This is a genomic window from Gaetbulibacter sp. M235 (assembly GCF_043876835.1).
Taxonomy (GTDB): domain Bacteria; phylum Bacteroidota; class Bacteroidia; order Flavobacteriales; family Flavobacteriaceae; genus Yeosuana.
The window spans coordinates 1-18,162 of record NZ_JBAWJZ010000006.1 but is presented as its reverse complement, the minus strand read 5'-3'; the positions used below and the strand labels follow the sequence as shown (position 1 = coordinate 18,162).

The 18,162-nt window shown below is 35.5% G+C and carries 17 protein-coding genes, 1 tRNA gene and 2 pseudogenes; 6 read left to right on the top strand and 14 right to left on the bottom strand.

Annotated features, from left to right (window positions below; all coding sequences use genetic code 11):
• The first annotated feature begins 3 nt into the window (after positions 1-3).
• Positions 4-1,164, top strand: a complete 1,161-nt coding sequence (ribB, locus tag V8G69_RS10680; protein WP_394881909.1) for a 3,4-dihydroxy-2-butanone-4-phosphate synthase — start codon at positions 4-6, stop codon at positions 1,162-1,164.
• Here ribB and V8G69_RS10675 read toward each other — a convergent pair.
• Together V8G69_RS10675 and V8G69_RS10670 are read right to left on the bottom strand one after the other, a co-directional pair.
• Positions 1,161-2,360 (bottom strand): DegT/DnrJ/EryC1/StrS family aminotransferase, encoded by a 1,200-nt coding sequence (locus tag V8G69_RS10675; RefSeq protein WP_394881907.1) that lies wholly within the window; start codon positions 2,358-2,360, stop codon positions 1,161-1,163. The two genes, ribB and V8G69_RS10675, sit on opposite strands and share 4 nt — an antisense overlap.
• Positions 2,361-2,366: 6 nt before the next feature.
• Complete coding sequence (locus V8G69_RS10670) at positions 2,367-2,999, bottom strand: NAD(P)H-dependent oxidoreductase (RefSeq protein ID WP_394881906.1); 633 nt, start codon at positions 2,997-2,999, stop codon at positions 2,367-2,369.
• A gap of 187 nt (positions 3,000-3,186) precedes the next feature.
• On the opposite strand from V8G69_RS10670, the gene V8G69_RS10665 reads away from it, so the two are divergent.
• Both V8G69_RS10665 and V8G69_RS10660 read left to right on the top strand, forming a co-directional pair.
• A tRNA-Ser gene (locus V8G69_RS10665) sits at positions 3,187-3,274 on the top strand.
• A 236-nt stretch (positions 3,275-3,510) separates the two neighbouring features.
• Entirely contained in the window at positions 3,511-4,755 is a 1,245-nt protein-coding gene (locus V8G69_RS10660; protein ID WP_394881905.1) for a site-specific integrase, read from the top strand.
• On the opposite strand, the gene V8G69_RS10655 is transcribed toward V8G69_RS10660, so the two are convergent.
• From V8G69_RS10655 to V8G69_RS10600, 12 genes and pseudogenes are all read right to left on the bottom strand, one after another.
• Complete coding sequence (locus V8G69_RS10655; protein ID WP_394881904.1) at positions 4,750-5,550, bottom strand: DUF4138 domain-containing protein; 801 nt, start codon at positions 5,548-5,550, stop codon at positions 4,750-4,752. The genes V8G69_RS10660 and V8G69_RS10655 overlap by 6 nt on opposite strands.
• The gene (gene traM, locus V8G69_RS10650) at positions 5,547-6,473 is read right to left on the bottom strand and encodes a conjugative transposon protein TraM (RefSeq protein ID WP_394881902.1); all 927 of its coding nucleotides are present in this window, start codon (positions 6,471-6,473) and stop codon (positions 5,547-5,549) included. Before traM ends, V8G69_RS10655 begins: the two co-directional genes overlap by 4 nt.
• 31 nt (positions 6,474-6,504) lie before the next feature.
• On the bottom strand, positions 6,505-7,113 hold the full coding sequence (locus tag V8G69_RS10645; RefSeq protein WP_394881901.1) for a conjugal transfer protein TraK: 609 nt from the start codon (positions 7,111-7,113) through the stop codon (positions 6,505-6,507).
• Positions 7,114-7,137: 24 nt separating this feature from the next.
• Positions 7,138-7,965 carry a hypothetical protein gene (locus V8G69_RS10640; protein ID WP_394881900.1) on the bottom strand — a complete coding sequence of 276 codons (828 nt, stop codon included), beginning with the start codon at positions 7,963-7,965 and terminating at the stop codon, positions 7,138-7,140.
• Between the two features lie 2 nt (positions 7,966-7,967).
• Positions 7,968-8,324 (bottom strand): annotated as a pseudogene (locus V8G69_RS10635) (conjugal transfer protein); the annotation flags it as partial.
• Positions 8,325-8,351: 27 nt separating this feature from the next.
• Positions 8,352-8,489 (bottom strand): annotated as a pseudogene (locus V8G69_RS10630) (IS110 family transposase); the annotation flags it as partial.
• Positions 8,490-8,512: 23 nt separating this feature from the next.
• A complete protein-coding gene (locus V8G69_RS10625) occupies positions 8,513-8,893 on the bottom strand; it encodes a hypothetical protein (protein WP_394881899.1) in 381 nt (126 codons plus the stop codon).
• Between the two features lie 242 nt (positions 8,894-9,135).
• Positions 9,136-9,375, bottom strand: a complete 240-nt coding sequence (locus V8G69_RS10620; protein WP_394881898.1) for a hypothetical protein — start codon at positions 9,373-9,375, stop codon at positions 9,136-9,138.
• Entirely contained in the window at positions 9,372-10,373 is a 1,002-nt protein-coding gene (locus V8G69_RS10615; RefSeq protein WP_394881897.1) for an exodeoxyribonuclease VII large subunit, read from the bottom strand. The genes V8G69_RS10620 and V8G69_RS10615 overlap by 4 nt, the downstream gene beginning before the upstream one ends.
• The gene (locus V8G69_RS10610; protein ID WP_394881896.1) at positions 10,373-11,110 is read right to left on the bottom strand and encodes an SOS response-associated peptidase; all 738 of its coding nucleotides are present in this window, start codon (positions 11,108-11,110) and stop codon (positions 10,373-10,375) included. The genes V8G69_RS10615 and V8G69_RS10610 overlap by 1 nt, the downstream gene beginning before the upstream one ends.
• A 36-nt stretch (positions 11,111-11,146) precedes the next feature.
• Complete coding sequence (locus V8G69_RS10605; RefSeq protein WP_394881895.1) at positions 11,147-14,104, bottom strand: DNA polymerase III subunit alpha; 2,958 nt, start codon at positions 14,102-14,104, stop codon at positions 11,147-11,149.
• Entirely contained in the window at positions 14,104-15,318 is a 1,215-nt protein-coding gene (locus V8G69_RS10600) for a DNA polymerase IV (RefSeq protein WP_394881894.1), read from the bottom strand. Before V8G69_RS10600 ends, V8G69_RS10605 begins: the two co-directional genes overlap by 1 nt.
• A 52-nt stretch (positions 15,319-15,370) precedes the next feature.
• Between V8G69_RS10600 and V8G69_RS10595 the strand changes: the two genes are divergently transcribed.
• The 3 genes from V8G69_RS10595 (at position 15,371) to V8G69_RS10585 (ending at position 17,938) form a co-directional block, all read left to right on the top strand.
• Positions 15,371-16,144, top strand: coding sequence for an XRE family transcriptional regulator (locus tag V8G69_RS10595; RefSeq protein ID WP_394881892.1), 774 nt, complete (start codon positions 15,371-15,373; stop codon positions 16,142-16,144).
• The gene (locus V8G69_RS10590; RefSeq protein WP_394882159.1) at positions 16,141-17,514 is read left to right on the top strand and encodes an exonuclease domain-containing protein; all 1,374 of its coding nucleotides are present in this window, start codon (positions 16,141-16,143) and stop codon (positions 17,512-17,514) included. The genes V8G69_RS10595 and V8G69_RS10590 overlap by 4 nt, the downstream gene beginning before the upstream one ends.
• A 67-nt stretch (positions 17,515-17,581) precedes the next feature.
• Complete coding sequence (locus V8G69_RS10585; RefSeq protein WP_394881891.1) at positions 17,582-17,938, top strand: hypothetical protein; 357 nt, start codon at positions 17,582-17,584, stop codon at positions 17,936-17,938.
• Positions 17,939-18,162: the final 224 nt, after the last annotated feature.

Here is an 18,162-nt window from a genome sequence, read left to right as displayed (position 1 = left end):
ATCATGATTTCAGAAATTAAAACATCCGCAAACCTATCTCAATTCAAGCTTAATACCATTCATGAAGCAATTGATGACATTAGAAATGGTAAAGTTATCATTGTAGTTGATGATGAAAACCGTGAAAATGAAGGTGATTTTCTAGCTGCAGCCGATAAAGTTACACCACAAATGATAAACTTTATGGCTACACATGGAAGAGGTCTTATTTGTGCTCCACTTACTGAAATCAGGTGTAATGAATTGGAACTAAACATGATGGTTAGAAATAATACCGACCCTATGGAAACGGCTTTCACGGTGTCGGTTGATTTGAGAGGAAATGGAGTCACTACGGGAATTTCAGCAAGCGACAGAGCAAAAACCATAAAAGCACTTATTGACCCAAATACAAAACCGTTTGAATTAGCTCGCCCAGGTCATATTTTCCCATTAGTTGCTAAACAAGGTGGCGTTTTAAGAAGAACCGGACATACCGAAGCTGCTATTGATTTTGCTAGATTGGCAGGCTTAAAACCAGCAGGAGTTATAGTAGAAATAATGAATGAAGATGGGTCGATGGCTCGTTTACCAGAGCTTGTTCAAATAGCTAATAAATTAGATTTGAAAATTGTTTCTATTGAAGATTTAGTTGCTTACAGAATGCAACACGATTCTCTTATTGAAAAAAAGGAAGATTTTCAAATTGAAACCAGGTTTGGCAGTTTTAGATTAAGAGCTTATAAACAAACTACAAACAATCAAATTCATATAGCCTTAACTAAAGGCAACTGGAAAGATAATGAACATGTTCTTACAAGAATTAATTCTACTTTGATAAATAATGATATTCTTGGCACCTTAACCAATAATGTAGACAAACAATTGGATGATATGTTTAAGGTTATAAATGATGAAGGCAAAGGAGCTATTATCTTTATAAATCAAGAAACCCAATCGATGAACATTTTAAAACGCTTGGATTTTTTGAAAAACAATCAAAAGCCAAACAAAATTTCAAAAGCACCAAGAATTGATATGGATAACCGAGATTTTGGTATTGGCGCACAAATTCTTCATGATTTAAATATTCATAAACTTAGAATTATATCAAATTCCGAACAAACCAAACGTGTAGGTTTAATAGGTTATGGTTTAGAAATTGTTGAATATGTGAGCTATTAATTATTTAATAGATTTTTAATTATTTCTACCATTTTATTAGCTCTTTCTTTTACTTCAGTTTCTGTCCAAGAAAGTTTAATCAAACAAGATAAATTTCTGCCAATAAAATGATCTGATTTTTCAAATGATTTAGTTTGAAGATATTTTAGACCATCTTTAACTTCTTCAGAAATTGGATATAAGGATTTCAACTCTTTTAAATGTTCCCATTTACGAACATAATGCCAGTTGTTATCATAATAATGAAAACAACTATCAATACCATTATCTTTAAAAGCTTTTGAAATATTTCGAGTTATTTCCAAATCTGGTAAAAAGAAATTTAAGAACGAATAATTTTCTTCACCACCTTCGGGAACCGTTCTGAAAACAACTTCTGGAATTTGAGACAACGCTTCTCTTAAAACGGTATAATGCTTTTTTTGAATAGCTATAAAATCGCTCAAGCGTTTTATTTGTGCTAAACCTACTGCAGCATTAAGTTCCGAAATTCTGAAATTATAGCCTAAAAAAGGATGCGACTCTGCGCCTCTGTCATTTCCAATATGGTCGTGACCATGATCGGAAAAATGGTCCGCAAACTGGGCATATTTATCATTATTTGTAATGACTGCTCCACCTTCACCACAAGTTATGGTTTTAACAAAGTCAAACGAAAGACTGCCAACATCACCATATGTTCCTAATGCTTTTCCTTGATAGGTACCACCAATTGCCTGACACGCATCTTCAACCAAAACAAGTTTATGTTCATCACAAATAGATTTTAAAGCTTCAAGATTTGCCATGCTTCCACACATATGGACAGGCATAATAGCTTTAGTTTTTGAAGTAATTGCTTTTTTAACTTCTTCAATATCTAAAGTTAGAGTATCATCAATATCAACTAAAACAGGAATGGCTCCAAGCATCATAACAGCTTCAAAACTGGCAACAAAAGTAAAACAAGGCATAATAACCTCATCTCCTGCTCCAACTCCAGCAACTGCTAAAGACATGGATACAGCAGCTGTTCCACTACTAATTACTTGTGCATGCTTAACTTGAAATTGCTTTTGGAGTTCACTTTCCAGTTCTTTTGCTTTCCAATGACCATTACGCATGCCATCAAAGCCATAACGCATTAAAACACCACTATCTAAAACATCATTAACTTCTTTTCTCTCTAATTCTCCAAATAATTCGAATCCTGGCATTATATTTTAGTTTAGTTCAATAATTGTTTTATCTAATGACTTTCTAACCTTTTTAAAAGAAGCAAACATATCGTCTTCTGCTCTGTATCCAACAGGTAACAATAGTACCGACTTTAATCCCATTCCTCTTAAATTTAGTATTTCGTCATATTTTTCAGAAATAAATCCTTCCATTGGGCAAGAATCTATTTCTTCAAAAGCACAAACTGTCATTAAATTTCCCAAAGCAATATAAGCTTGATTAATTGACCATATTTTTCGTTCTTCTACACTCATTTTCTGTATAGTCTTAATAAGATTCTTTCTATAAGGTTCAAGAATAGTTTCTGGAGTATTTCGAATCATTTTAACATTATCAAAATGCTTATTCACATCTTCTTCATTAACATCGCTTTGGATACATATTACCAATAAATGGGAAGCATCTGAGACTTGCTTTTGATTATATGCATAAGGAACTAAAGATTCTTTTAATTTATTATTTGAAACAACTACCATACTTATGGGTTGAAGACCAAACGACATTGCTGTAAGATTAAAGGCTTCTTTTAAAGTATCTATTTTGAGTTTAGACAGTTTTTTGTTTTTGTCAAATTTCTTAGTGGCATAACGCCATCTCAATTGCTCTATGGTATCCATAATAATCTTTAATGTTTTACAAAAGTAAGGTTTGAAACTATCTTTTTAAGGAATTTAGATACAAAATAATCAACAGTAAAAGAGTTTAAATTTATTTATAAAAAACTAGTATTTTTATTTGAAAGTATTAAAAAAGGATTCTATATTTGCACCCGCAATAAGCCAATAGCTTATATGACTAAACTTTGGAGAAATGGCAGAGTGGTCGAATGCGGCAGTCTTGAAAACTGTTGAGGGTCACACCTCCGGGGGTTCGAATCCCTCTTTCTCCGCCAGAATATAACCAAATTCCTATAAAACCCTGTAAATTAAATGTTTACAGGGTTTTTAATTTTCAATAATATCATATATAGCTTTTTAATACCAAAAAAAAAGGGACTAATTCGGTGTCACTTTTCCTTCTTTCCAAGTGACACCGAATGCCATGTAAAATATTGATAATAAACATTTTACAAATACAATCTTTCATTTATTTTTTCGTACATTCAAGGATGAATAGCAAATGACACCTATGATAAATTCATTTTCTTTACTTTTTTACATAAAAAAGAGCAAATCAGATAGCCTTGGAAGGGCCAATATATATTTAAGAATAACTGTGGATGGCAAACGGGCTGAATTGAGCATTAACCGAAAAATACATGTCAACAATTGGAATTCACATGCAAATTTGTCCAGGGGCAACAACTATGAATCACAAGAGATTAACAGGCACATAGCTACCATAAAAAATAAAATCTATTCAATAGAACAGCAATTGATCAATAAAGGGAAACACATTACTGCCCAAGGTTTAAAAAACTTATATTTAGGAATAGATACAAGTAATAAAATGCTTTTAGAAATTTTCAAGGACCATAATAACAAAGTGAACAGGTTAGTAGGTAAAGATTTTGCGCCTGGAACGGCTGAGCGATATAAAACTGCAAAAAAACATATAGAAGAATATATCAGACTAGATTATAAAAGTAATGATATTCCTGTTAGAGAGGTAGATCACAAATTCATAAATGGCTTTGAATATTACTTAAAAACAGTACGTAATTGTAGCCACAACACTACAATCAAGTACATTACAAACTTTAAAAAAATTATTCGCATTGCCTATGCAAATGATTGGATTAATAAAGATCCTTTCTATAATTGGAAGGCACGTTTAAAGATTGTGGACAGAGAGTTTCTTACTGAAGAAGAAATTCAAAAAATGGTCGAGAAAGAATTTCATACAACTAGATTGGATATAGTAAAAGATATTTTTATATTCTGTTGCTTTACTGGATTGGCATATGCTGATGTCAAAAAATTGTCAAAGAACGATCTAGTAATAGGTATTGATGGAGAACGTTGGATTAAAACCAATAGAGCCAAAACAGATATAAGAAGTAATATTCCCTTATTGCCTACTGCTGAGTCCATACTTAAAAAATACAAAGCACATTCAGAAATGCTAAATAACGGTACCGTTTTGCCTGTTTTAAGCAACCAAAAAATGAATGCATATTTAAAGGAAATAGGTGATTTATGTGAAATAAATAAAAATCTAACATTTCATTTAGCTCGTCATACCTTCGCAACCACAGTTACCCTGACCAATGGAGTTCCTATTGAATCAGTAAGTAAAATGCTAGGTCATAAATCATTGAAAACCACACAACACTATGCAAAAATATTGGACAGAAAGGTTAGTGAAGACATGAAAACCTTAAGGGATAGATTCCAACAAAAGGAAGCTCTTGATAATGCATCCAATCTATAGTTTGGTTTTCAGTACAACCCTCCTACTTCCACTAAGTTCTTTTAATTCAATAAGCAATCTTTCATTATCCCCTAATACAAATTTAGGCATTACGTAAACAAAATGCTTTGCGCCATTATTTATAATGTGCCTAGGTAAATCATATTTAAAGACCACTTCTTGCTTTAACCTTTGGGAGGATGATTTACTTCCTTTATTTTCATTGGTCTTGTAAACATTTATATAGTCCAAATCTAGATCAATCCCCGATTTATTTTTAATTTCCATAGCTATGTATACTTCATTTTTAATGTAAGCAACATTCAATAACCTTAATCGTATTCCTTGATTTTGTTTAGAGGCTATTTTTGACAGCTTTGGTTTTAATAGATTTTCACTGAACCATTTAAAATATTTTTCTTTACCCTGCACTTTTTCAATGGTGTCAGGATCTCTTTCGGTATAATCCAACTTAGGTTTTTCATTTCCAATACTCTCATCTTCTGAAATGAAGTAGTTCATTTGGGGTACCTTAGTGGCATATTTCAGGGTATATGAATAGACTTGGCCATTAGTGGTAACCACCAGAATATTGCTGTCATCTCCAGGAGTCGCTTGTAACAGTCCAAAGTATTGTTCTCTTTCCCTATTATAGGTGAATGTGAAATTTGACGTACCCGTGATCCCCTGACGAATCGGATTAGGAAAAAACAAGGAAACATTCATTTTTTCATTGGCAAAAATTGTATCCAAATGTTTTTGGGCGGTCCCTAAAAAAGTGGAAAGGAATAGTAAAATTGTGAGAAGAGTTTTCATGGTATCAGTTTTAGAATTAATTGATAATCGTTTAATATGGTTACTCTGGTGTTATTGTTATTACGCCGGAATAGCTTCTTGATGCCACTAACCTGAGGAACACCCGAGATATTTATGTCTTGTACAACATCCCCAACCACTTCACGGGTAGCATCCGCACGAAAAGTGTTTTCGACATAAATACCTTCTTGTCCATCCTGAAAATCAAATGCTTTTAATTTTAAAGGATGACCGTTGATATTCTCAATATCTATGAGGGCTCTGTTAGGTTGAAAACTCACAAACCCAAAAATAAAGGTGTTTCTAGGAATTTCCATGTTATTGATTACAACATCCTTCATTAATCTCAATCTCACACGGTAATTTGCTTTTACTGTTTGAGTGCCATCAACTATAACAGGAAAAGACAGATCGGTGTCTGATGGCATTAGGGATATCCCTTTTTTAGGATTTGATGCAAAAAACAATTGGTGATCCAGTGAAATTTCCATTGATGTCGGTAATAGCATTTCTTTAGGAATTATTTTCTCTTCCTTAAGCACATTTTCTTCCGACACATTTAGGTTTTCATTCTGATAGAGGGTTTCAGAATAATGAATCCTACCTTGGCTATAAATACTATCCACAATTCGAAGCTTTTCCTTATCCAAAAGATCAGGGTCATAAACCCCAGTAGAATCCAATAATCGTTCATCATAAATGCTTGGAGCATTGGTTTGCTTAACTTCCTTTAAGTCATTGATAGCATCCAATTTAGAATCAAATATTTTTTGGTCATCTTTCAATTTAGGCACAGGAATTTGTTTATTTTCAATAACCGGCATTTCTTCTTCATCCAATACCAGCAAGGTGTATACCCCTATAAATACAATTACACATAGTAATAAAGAGGCAAATACGATTTTGTTTTTCTCTAGTTTCATTTGATTTCTTTTTAAATATTGTTAATGTTTTTTAATAATCTATTTTTCTTAAGCTGTTTTCAAAAAAATTAGTAATCAACAACCCATGGGTGTTCTTCGGAAAATTTCTATCGACCTGAATCAAATTGCCAGTAGTTTTTAATTCGTAAGTGTCGATAACTGTTCCTCGATTGACCTCAAACATAGTGATGGTTTCAAATCCATAAGGCTTTTTTTGGATATCTATTTTCGATTCAACACTTAGGACTTTTTGTACCAATGAATACTGAAGCAAACGATTATAAACACCATCTGCCTTTTTTTGTCTGTACAACGCATCTACAGAACTATTTCCTAACCACAGTCCTTTCTCTAAATTCCTTTCATAGCTGCTTGCATCGATATTATAGAAATACCTGTGGAACAGTTCCAAATGTGCCAATACCTCTACTTCAAGGTTCTCCTTTTGGTCTACGAGTTTCAACGGGATCACTTGCCCTTCAGTACTCACGACAAAAGCATGGTCCAAAGTTTCCTTATGAAACTTTAATACCAATACAATTGACACAGCACTGACTATGGTAGTACTGATAATAACGGCCAATACTATAATGCGGTTCAGCCTTAAAACAGAATAAATATTTCTAAAAGGTGTTTTCATTGTTTGATTTTTAAAAAATAAATGTTAGCCTCCAACAAATAACTTGAGAACAAATGACGTTGAGCGCCTGTACAATTTGAATTTCAACAATACGATAAACCCAATGGACCCTAATTGAATAAGGGGAGCAAAAAATTGACTGCCCCAATCCGTCCCAAATAAGGTGGACCAAAAATTGGTGTTTACCTCTGTATATAAATTATTTACAAATACGTTGACAAGAAAAAAAGCAGGCACTAGCATATAAACAGCAGCATAGAGTTTGAAAAAATTATATGCCAAGGATCTGAATTTTTCAAAAACCGCCAAACTGATCACCAGTGGAAAAAAGGCCTGCATGATTCCCAATAAAAAATATCGTTCTGCCAAAAACAGGGGATAAATGAATATATCCAATAACCACAAGAACAGTCCAATGATAAATGCTACTACCTTTAATCCAAATAATGGAGTCACCAAAGCTTCATACAATAGTGCCATTGCTTTTTTGGCGGCTTCCAAAGCACCCACATCCTGCTCAATATCAATATCTTGCATCTGCAAAGGAAGGAGTGCTGGAGCCGTGTCCCTATATTGGGTCTCAATCGCCACCAAAATTGTATCAAAAACATTCAGCACCTGACTGGAAAAAATGACAAGAATCACCACGGCAAAATTCTTTGCGAGCTCTGTTGGGGTCAATCCCCAAGTATATCCGTCATTATTGACAACACCTTCATTATACTTTTTAAGGATATTGATCAGAAAAAATAGAATCGCCAAAGTTTTCATTCCAGTCATGGTATACTGGGAGAAATCACTGTTCTTTATCGTAGTAAACACGGCATCTACATATTCCAATCCTATTGACATCCCTAATAACTGTTTTCTCTATTATTGATTTTATCCTGCATACTCCTAAAGGCTATTATTTCCAAATACCTTCTGGTTTTTTGTTCAATTTCAACCACCATTTCCTTGGATTGTAATTCCTTTGACTTTAAAAATTCTGTACGTTCTGCATCAGTCATTTTTAAAGAGTCACTCGATAAAATCTGATTTATAAAGTCTAAATCCTCCAATGATTGTTCAATAATGGTATTGAAGGATTCTGATATACGACTGACTTCTTCAGGTTTTATAAATGGTGAACTCAAAATATTGCGTAAGTCGTTCTGAACCAAACTATAGAGTTTTTGATTGTTTTGGGAAAGTTCCCTAACCGCCTTAAGAAGAACTGAGCTAAAAAACAAATCTTTTTAGACTAATTTTGAAACAAAGTTTTCATTGTATGGCATTCCTGATTTAGCAATTGCAAAAGATTGTTTTAATAGTTTATTGCACAAGGCTAACATCGCTAATTTTTTACTTTTTCCTTGAGCTACAATGCGTATATAAAAAATTGCTTGGTTCTAGGAAGCTATTCAAGTTTTACCTCTGCTATATTCTCATAACCATAATACAGAACCAATTCTGGATTATTGGCTTCCACTAGTAAAGGAAAGAACAATAATGCCTTGAACTGTTTGAATTTATGTGGCTGAAAATAAATATATGAAAGCAACGGGTCCTTTTTGGTCCAAAAATTAAAGCACATGGAGAAATCCTTATAGCCATCAAATTCATAATCCTCAAAAGTATCCCTTATTTCAGGGTCATATACTGCTCCCAACCTATAATACCCTACAAGCCCTTTCTTCTTTATGTCAGATTTCAACAGCTTACCATAGCTCATATATCCCGCTACCGGTTGAAAGGACACATCTGTTGGCCTGTACCTGATTTTATTGACCGTATCCAAAAGAGAAAACTTATTGATGTCTATTCTTTCTTTGTTCAGGGATTTAATCTTGCACTTGACACTGATCTTTTGAACGCCATCTCCCTTTATTTTGGTAGAGGAATTTAAATTCAACTTATTGGAGACTTTGTCCGATGACATGTATTCAATGCTTATCCTATCATCATCATATAGTTTTTGGCTGAATAAAGGTAAACTGATTAGCAATGCCAGCACAAAATATAGGTCTCTCATAATATATTTCAATAATCCATTTTTAAATTGGTTGCATACTTTTCCAGCTCTGCCCCATGGCTGAAACTCCTGGCCTCAATTATTTTGTTCTGTTCTGAATCATATACAAGCTCCACGTAAAACCTATCTATTGCATAAAGGTTCATGCGAATGTCTGTAGTAACATAATTATCAAGGAATACACCTTTGTCCATTACGATGAACAGCTTTTCCTCATAACCCAAACCATTAAATTCTTTTAAAGTCATTTCCCTTTTAATATTAAATAAAGCACGGCGAAGATAAGGACAATAACAATTACCATGAACAAATTCAGAGACCTTTTCTGGGAAGCTATCTGGTTCATCAAAAGCAGTTTTTCACTCTCAGCAGCTTTTTTATAGATCTGCATTTCTGAATCCTTATTGGCTATCAGTTTTAACCGCTCTTTATGTGAATTCACAATCTTTTGGAGAAACGTACCCACAGCAGTCGGCGTCGATAACCCCATGTCAGCAACCCGCTGTAAAAGGGTTTTATCCTGTTCATGGCCAATACCGGTTATAAAAGGAATGGGCAGTTCTATAGCTTTCCTGCACAGTTCAATCTCATTGAAAATCTCCAATCCACTTCCACCCCCTCTTAGGATTATAATCAAATCAGAACCATTGAAATCATGTGTCCCTAAAAAATTCACTAGCTCAGCACTTGATGTCAGATTGCACTGATGGTGCCTAATGTTGTAGTAATCCCTATCCTGCAGTTGGTTTGAATAATCTTCCTGGGAAGTGGATTGGATTCCGGTTATGATGTCCAATGTTGGTTTTTGTTCGCGTTCTATTTTTTTTAGGAGCACATCCTGTATTATTGGAAATTCCCTGTCAAACCTTGCGCGTATGATGTCATATTCAACTTTAGAGACAATTTGCACCTCTTCCTTGTGCTCTAGTATCTTGGTCACCCTAAAATAAACACTCAACCTTGAGCTGTTATCCAACGATTGCCCTCTTGTAACATAACCTTGAAAATTATAATAACTGCCAGGTGCTAGTTTTGATTTTACACTTTGTGTAACCTGGATCGTTATCCTGTGTTGTTTCTCTTTGCTTATTATTTCGTCATAGTAATACTGACCATAAAGCTTGTTATTATTATCAGAAAAAAAACCCTCAACGATGATAAGTTGACCATCCATTGTGGATGACAGGCTATTGGCATATAAATTTAAAAGGGTAGGTACGGTTATCCTATTGTTTTCTTTGGACATTAAAATAACGAAGTTAGTTCTGGATAGTAAATTTTATTGGTGATTTCCTTCACATTACTATCAATTTTTGGTTTATATAGGTCTTTACTGATGGAATAGGCGTCCAAATGTTCATCTCTATAGTTTAGATTGACCAATTCCTTTATGTCATCTTTGCTTAGATCTTCCGAAAGCCATTTATCAATATTTTCAAAACTTAATATCAGTGGTTGCCTTTTTTTTACATTATGGATTTTTTCAAATAATGGGCTGGCCTTTTTAGTAAGGATACTGAACGTGATATAGGTTCCTATAACATTATATATCCCAGCTAAAGCCAAACCCATATCCTCTTTATCCTTAATGAAAAATGGATACTTTTTCTTATCATGTTCATGTGGTTCAAAAAAACCATCTACTGGAATGACACAACGCCTTTGCATGACAGATTCCCTGTATATAAAATGGTTGAACAGTTTTTCAGATTGTGCATTTAGACCAGAGCCATATTTCACGGACTCTTTGTAATATGGCTTAATTTGATCAGGTTGTCTATCATTGGAGACTATTCCCCAAACCCCTGGAGCAAGAACATTTGGCTTCTCTTGTGGTATCACCAAAACATTTGGATGTGAAAATCCATTTATATGATACCGGGGTCCACCAATTACAGGTCTTAATCTTTCATCACTTATTTTGACCTTAAACTCCTTTTCCCAATATTCTGGCTTATGCCAAATAGAAATCTGAAAGCACATGATTTATATTTTACTTTCATGAAAATACAAAATATTTTAATTCAATCTAGGATCGGGCTTTAGTGCCAACTTTTTTGTTCTGGTGATTTCTATACTGCAAAACCCAAATTCTTCTATGACCTTGCCAATACATTCATAAACCCCGATACCGTGAATGGGATATTTTTCTACCACATTATGGAAATGCACCGTATCAAAATAGTCTCCCTTTTCGTCCACAAACGTACAGAAACGCATGATCTTTTCATTGGATGCCTTATGGAACCTAGTGTTTACCAACTTACCATATAAGACAACTTCTTTTTTGACATAATCTTCCATTTGTTGGGCCATGATATGGGGCCTCAAAGGTTCATTTATCAAATTAAAATAGTCAAATAATGGAAATCCCAAAAGCTCCATTTGGTCATAAGCCTCTTCGATCCAGCTTGAAGTGAACTGGGGCAATACAAATGTTTTATGGTTGGGACTGAAGAGTTTCTTTTGCCCTGTTCTAATCGAATGGGTATTAAGCTTAAAAATGGCCTGCCATAACAGCTCCTCTTTTGGTACCCCGGTAAACCTAAAAGAACCTATCCTAATCAAAATGGTCAGTTGTTCTATACTGATCGTGACCCTATCAATAAAATCATCCAAGGATTTGTACTTTCCATTGAGCTGACGTTCAGTCAATAGTCGTTTTATTGTAAACTGCTCCAGGTTTTTTAAATACCCAAATCCCAAATAAATGGTATCCCCGATTATGAAATTAGGATGGTCACTGTTATTGATACAAGGGGCTTCCACCCTACCGCCACAGTGTTTAGCTTCATGGATATAATGTTCTGTGCTATAAAACCCGCCACCATTGTTTAAAACGGCCACCATAAACTCCAATGGATAATAGCACTTCAAGAACAAGCTCTGGTAACTTTCCACAGCATAGGATGCCGAATGTCCCTTGGCAAACGCATAACCAGCAAAACTCTTTATCTGGTCCCAAACCTCAAAAATCAAATGATCGCCGTATCCTTTTTGCCTGCAATTGGCAATAAACTTTTCTTCGACCGCTACAAACTCGGCACGTGATCTAAACTTACCGCTCATGCCCCTTCTTAAAACATCGGCTTCTCCCAATGTAAGTCCAGCAAACTGATTGGCTACTTTAAGTACATCTTCCTGATAGACCATGATACCATAGGTTTCTGGCATTATTTCCAACAATATGGGATGCCCTTGTTTTCGTCTTTCGGGATTGCGCTGTCTTATAATGAACTCCTGCTTCATTCCTGAACTGGACACACCTGGACGGATGATTGAACTTGCCGCTACCAATCCTAAATAATCCTGTGTCTGCAACTTTTGCATCAGGCCACGCATTGCTGGGGATTCTACATAATAGGCACCTGTTGCCTTACCTCCTTTCAGCAATGCATTGACATTGGGGTCTTTTTTAAATTTCTCAACTTCTGTAATATCTATAATGGGATCATCTGGTTTGTTGTACCTGATGATTTCAAGGGCATCCTTAATTTTGGCCAATCCGCGCTGCCCTAAAATATCAAACTTGAAAACACCAACGTCTTCTGCAATGATCATATCAAACTGAACCGTAGGAAAACCTTTAGGTGGCAAGTCCGTTGCCGAAAAATAATGGATTGGTTTATCCAAAATCAGGATCCCGCAGGAATGCACGCTCAAATGGTTTGGAAACCCCTCGATCAACTTTCCATATTTTAAGACCAAATGACCAAACTCATCCAGTTCCGGCTTTTGAAACCTACCAACACTTATCTTATCAATGTCCTCTTTAGGCAAACCAAATACCTTTCCCAACTCTCTAACTACTGCACGATACTTAAAAGTGTTGTAGGTTGCCAAAAGGGCTACATTTTTGAAACGGCTGAAAATATATTGGGTGACTTCTTCTCGCTCTTTCCATGAAAAGTCAATATCAAAATCAGGTGGCGATGTCCTATATGGATTTATAAAACGCTCAAAATACAGATCCAGTTCTATAGGGTCTACATCGGTAATTCCCAACAAATAGGCCACAATGCTATTGGCCCCACTTCCCCTACCAACATGAACAAATCCTCTTTGTTTGGAATAATTGACGATGTCGTGGTTTATGAGAAAATAGGAAACAAATTTCATTTCCCTAATGGTTCTTAATTCGATCTCTATACGTTCCTCAATCTTTTTGGTTGGATTGGAATAGCGTCTTGGAAAGCCTCTTGCACAGAGTTCTTTCAATCTTTCAAAATCCGCTTCTTCGCTATCAAGATAAAGGCCTTGGTTTTGTGAAATACGGTCATGTCCAAAATCAAATTGAATGGAACAATTATCCAATAACATTTGGGTATTGCTCAGGATATGATCGAAAAGCTGAAATTTATTTTTCAGTTCTCCCAATGCATACATTCTATCTGTTTCTTTGCACTCCTCGGATTTTGATAGCTTGCTCAATAAGGTATTGTTGTCTATGGCACGTAACAATCTATGGGCATTAAAATCCCGTTTATTGCGAACGGTTACCTGTTGCTGCAATACCAACCTGTCTCCAAAATCCTTATAAATGGTAAACGGCAAACGTTTTAAATCCTCTATACTGACCCCTATAAACTCATGTTCCATGAATTTTGTTTTTTCCAATTGCATGACCTGCTCCAATGGATAGACCATATAAGTATTATCCAAGATTGGTGCTTTTTCAGGTATTTTAAGTTTGCCATGTGAATGCCTGGACAAAAACCTGTTGAGTTCATAAAAGCCTTCATTGTTTTTGGCCAGTCCCACAAACTGTTGTTTGGCTCCATTACGGAAATCAATCCCCACTACTGGCCTGATATGAAACTCCTTGGATTTCCTTATGAAGTTTAGACAGGCTGAAGTATTGTTTATGTCCGTTAGGGCAATACTTTTCATGCCGTAAGCATGAGCCATCTCCAAAAGCTCTACTTCAGAGAACGTGCCAAAGCGCAATGAATAATATGTATGGCAATTGAGATACATTACCTATTTCTATGAGCTAACAATATGGGTGGGTCCCCATTAAAAGGGTTTTGGAAACGACCTATGGTTTTTGCACCCATAGAGGATGCCTTTTGGATGCTAAGCTCCCCAAATCGGTTCCTGATTGTATCCATTGCATGGTAAAGGCCCAACATTTTTTCGGTATCATCAAATAAATTGATCTGATAGTTTCCAGTGACCAAATCGCTGAACTTGACCCCAACCAATCGGATCAATAAGCGCCGTTGGTACAGGTTGTCGAACAGCTCCAATATTTTGGGGATTATCACATGGTCAGCGCTTGTGTAGGGAATTTTAAGCTGCTTGGAATAGGTATTGAAATCTGAATACCTGATCTTGACACTAATGCAAGAGGTCAACTTATTGCCCCTACGTAATTGGTAGGCAAGGCTTTCTGCCATGGCAAATATGGTCGTACGCAATTTTACGACATCGGTAGTGTCCTTGTCAAATGTGCGTTCCGTTGAAATCGATTTTCTCTCATGAAAAGGTATGATCGGTGGATTGTCCAGTCCATTGGCACGCTTCCAAATGGTCGTGCCGTTAACACCCAAAACACTTGTCATCATCTCGACAGGCATTTGTTGCACGACACTTACTCTGTCAATCCCTAAATTTCGCAGGATATGGTACGTTTTATCTCCTACTGAAGGTATTTTCCTAATGGACAACGGTGCCAAAAATGGCTTTTCAAAACCCGGGTCGATCCGCAACTGGTTATTGGGCTTGGCTTCCCCAGTGGCCACTTTTGAAACGATCTTATTGGATGACAGACCAAATGATATAGGCAATCCCGTTTCCCTGATGATCATGGTACGCAATTCTGAGGCATATTTATAGCTCCCAAAAAAGGTATCCATGCCGCTCAAATCGGCATAGAACTCATCAACACTTGCCTTTTCAAAAAGGGGTACTTTTTCTTTGATAATCTCCGTGACCTGATGTGAATATTTGGTATAGATAGATGAATTTCCACGTATTACAACTGCTTCGGGGCATAACCGCCTGGCCAGTTTCATAGGCATTCCAGAATGCACGCCAAAACGCCTTGTCTCATAACTACAGGCTGCAACAACACCTCTATCACCTGTTCCGCCAACAAGCAAAGGACGCTTCTGTAAACGGCTATCGATCAATCGTTCACAGGACACAAAAAAGGTATCCAGATCTAGGTGCAGAATTTGTTGCTTCATGTTGTAAAATTAGCTACATTTACGAGCAATTATTGCTTATATTTGTAGCATTATGAAAATTATATCTAAAAACATTCGACACCTGAGACAGCTAAAGGGTCTTACCCAAGAAACCTTAGCGGATGATTTGAAGGTTACGCGCTCACGTATCAGTTCATATGAAGAAGGCCGTTCTGCTCCTACCATTGAACTGCTTATTAAGCTATCTGATTATTTTAAGATCCCTGTTGATATTCTTATTAAAAATGACCTAACAAAATCCAAAGAATCATCATTTATTGAGATTGGCAACCAGCGTGTATTATTCCCCATCATGGTAGATGCAGATAATGAAAACCTTATAGAAGTGGTTCCCATAAAGGCCTCTGCTGGATATTTGGCAGGATATGACGATCCCGAATACATTGAACAATTGGAAAAAATAAAGCTTCCTTTCTTGCCAACAGGAAAGCACAGGGCATTTCCCATAAAGGGAGACTCTATGTTACCAATGAAAGACGGTTCATTCGTTGTGGGACGTTTCATTGAGGACAGAAATGATATTAAAAGTGGAAAAACATATGTGCTCGTTACACTCAATGATGGCATGGTCTACAAAAGGGTCATCAACAACATTGATCTAAATAACTCCCTATTGTTAATATCAGATAATAAAATATATCACGACTATAGTGTTCCTATGGATGAAGTCCTTGAAATTTGGGAGTTTACATGTAGTATCAATACCCAGGAGTATGACGAACATGAACTCAAACTGTCCAGTATCATTTCGATGTTCAATGATTTAGGGGTAGAACTGAAAGCTTTAGAAAAACTGCAACGCTGATGTATACCATTATTGATGTTGAGACCACAGGCCAAGGAAACAAGGTTACTGAAATATCTATTTTCAAATATGATGGTACGCAAATCATTGATGAGTTTACGTCCTTGGTCAATCCAGAAGCTTATATTCCTGATTACATTACTGCCTTAACAGGCATTGATAATTTAATGGTAGCCAATGCCCCTACATTCCCAGAAATTGCCAATGATGTTTTAGCCATTACAGAGAACACAATTTTTGTAGCGCACAGTGTAAACTTTGATTACAACGTGATACGTAATGAGTTCAAAGCTATTGGAATTGATTTTAGAAGAAAAAAATTGTGCACCGTACGATTGTCCAGAAAATTAATTCCCGGGCATAGATCCTATAGCTTGGGAAAAATATGCCATGCACTTGATATTGATATCAATGGCAGACATAGGGCACGGGGTGATGCAGAAGCTACGGTCATCCTATTTGAAAAATTATTAAATTCCGAAGGTTCAGAGACCGTGTTCAATGATTTTCTTAAAAAAACTTCCAAGGAAGCCACATTGCCACCACACTTACCCAGTTCTGTATTTAATGATATTCCCAATGAACCAGGTGTTTACTACTTTAAAAACAAAAAAGGAAAGGTAATTTATGTTGGTAAAGCAAAAGATTTAAAGAAACGGGTATTGGGTCATTTCTATGATAAAACAGAAAAGGAACTCAATCTTTGTAGGGAAACAGTAGACATCGATTTTGAGCTGTCCGGTAGTGAACTTATAGCCCTTCTTATGGAAGATGCAGCAATAAAACAATACTTTCCAGAATACAATCAAGCTTCAAAGCGAAATCCAAAAGCCTATGCCATATTTAGCTATGAAGACAGAAAAGGCATCATTCATTTGGCATACAACACTCTAAAGGCTACACCCAACCCTTTACTGACTTTTTATAATATTACAGATTGCAGACAATTTTTGGAGAGCCTTTGCACCCAATTTGAACTGTGCCCAAAATACTGCCATTTACAGGAAGGTGTTACACAATGTTCACATTACAAGATAAAAACATGCCATGGCATCTGCCTTGAAAATGAACCAATCATAGAATATAACAAAAGAGTTCAAAAATCGATAAAACATGTCGTTGAAAACTCTAAAGATTTTGTAATCAAACAAAAAGGAAGGCATTCTGAAGAAGAGGCCTTCGTTCTCATCAAGAACAGTGTGTATTTAGGTTATGGTTTTATTGATAGATCGGAACAAATCACAAACTATGAGGCTTTAGAAAATTATTTGATTCCCCAAAAGGATAATGTGGATGTGCAGAAGATTTTAAGAATGCAATCAAAAAGTTCTATTGCTTATTTAAGAAGTAAATCCATTTCACTTACCTAAATAGACGATTGTTAATGAACAATCAAATTAACTACTAAGTCATAATCAATACAAAAGCGTTGCTTAAGTGAACTCTAGCATTAAAAGACTGCCACCTGTTATAACTCTTAAGTTTAAAGCAACAATCCTAAAACCAAAACAAAGAAACCTAAACCAAAAACAAAATTTTGCAGAAACTTTTGCAGAAGGAATGTTTGCATTTGAACAAGGAATAATGATTCACTATTTACTTTCTCAAAACGATAAATTCACAAAAGATGCAATTAAAAGCGTAGAAGGAATTCCAAGTGCATTAGACAAAACTTTAGAGGCTGTATTATTTATGAGAACAAGTTTTGCGAAAATACCATTTTTGAATAATAATTTAAAAGATATTCAAAATACTATGCTGATAGTAATTGACTCTATTTTGAACGACTATTAGAATGCCAAATCAATAACTTTGAATTCAATTAATTCAGCGGAAATTCTGATAAAAACAACAGGTAACGTAGATATCATTGCTTAGGATTTTTATACCGAAAAATCCGGTTCTGTCGCGTTTGTGAAATTATGATCTAAAAATTTGCAGTTAGCAAGACTTCATGCTGACAAACTATAAAATGCCTTATAGACAGATAAACACTTGCTGTCCATCTGTCCCTTCCT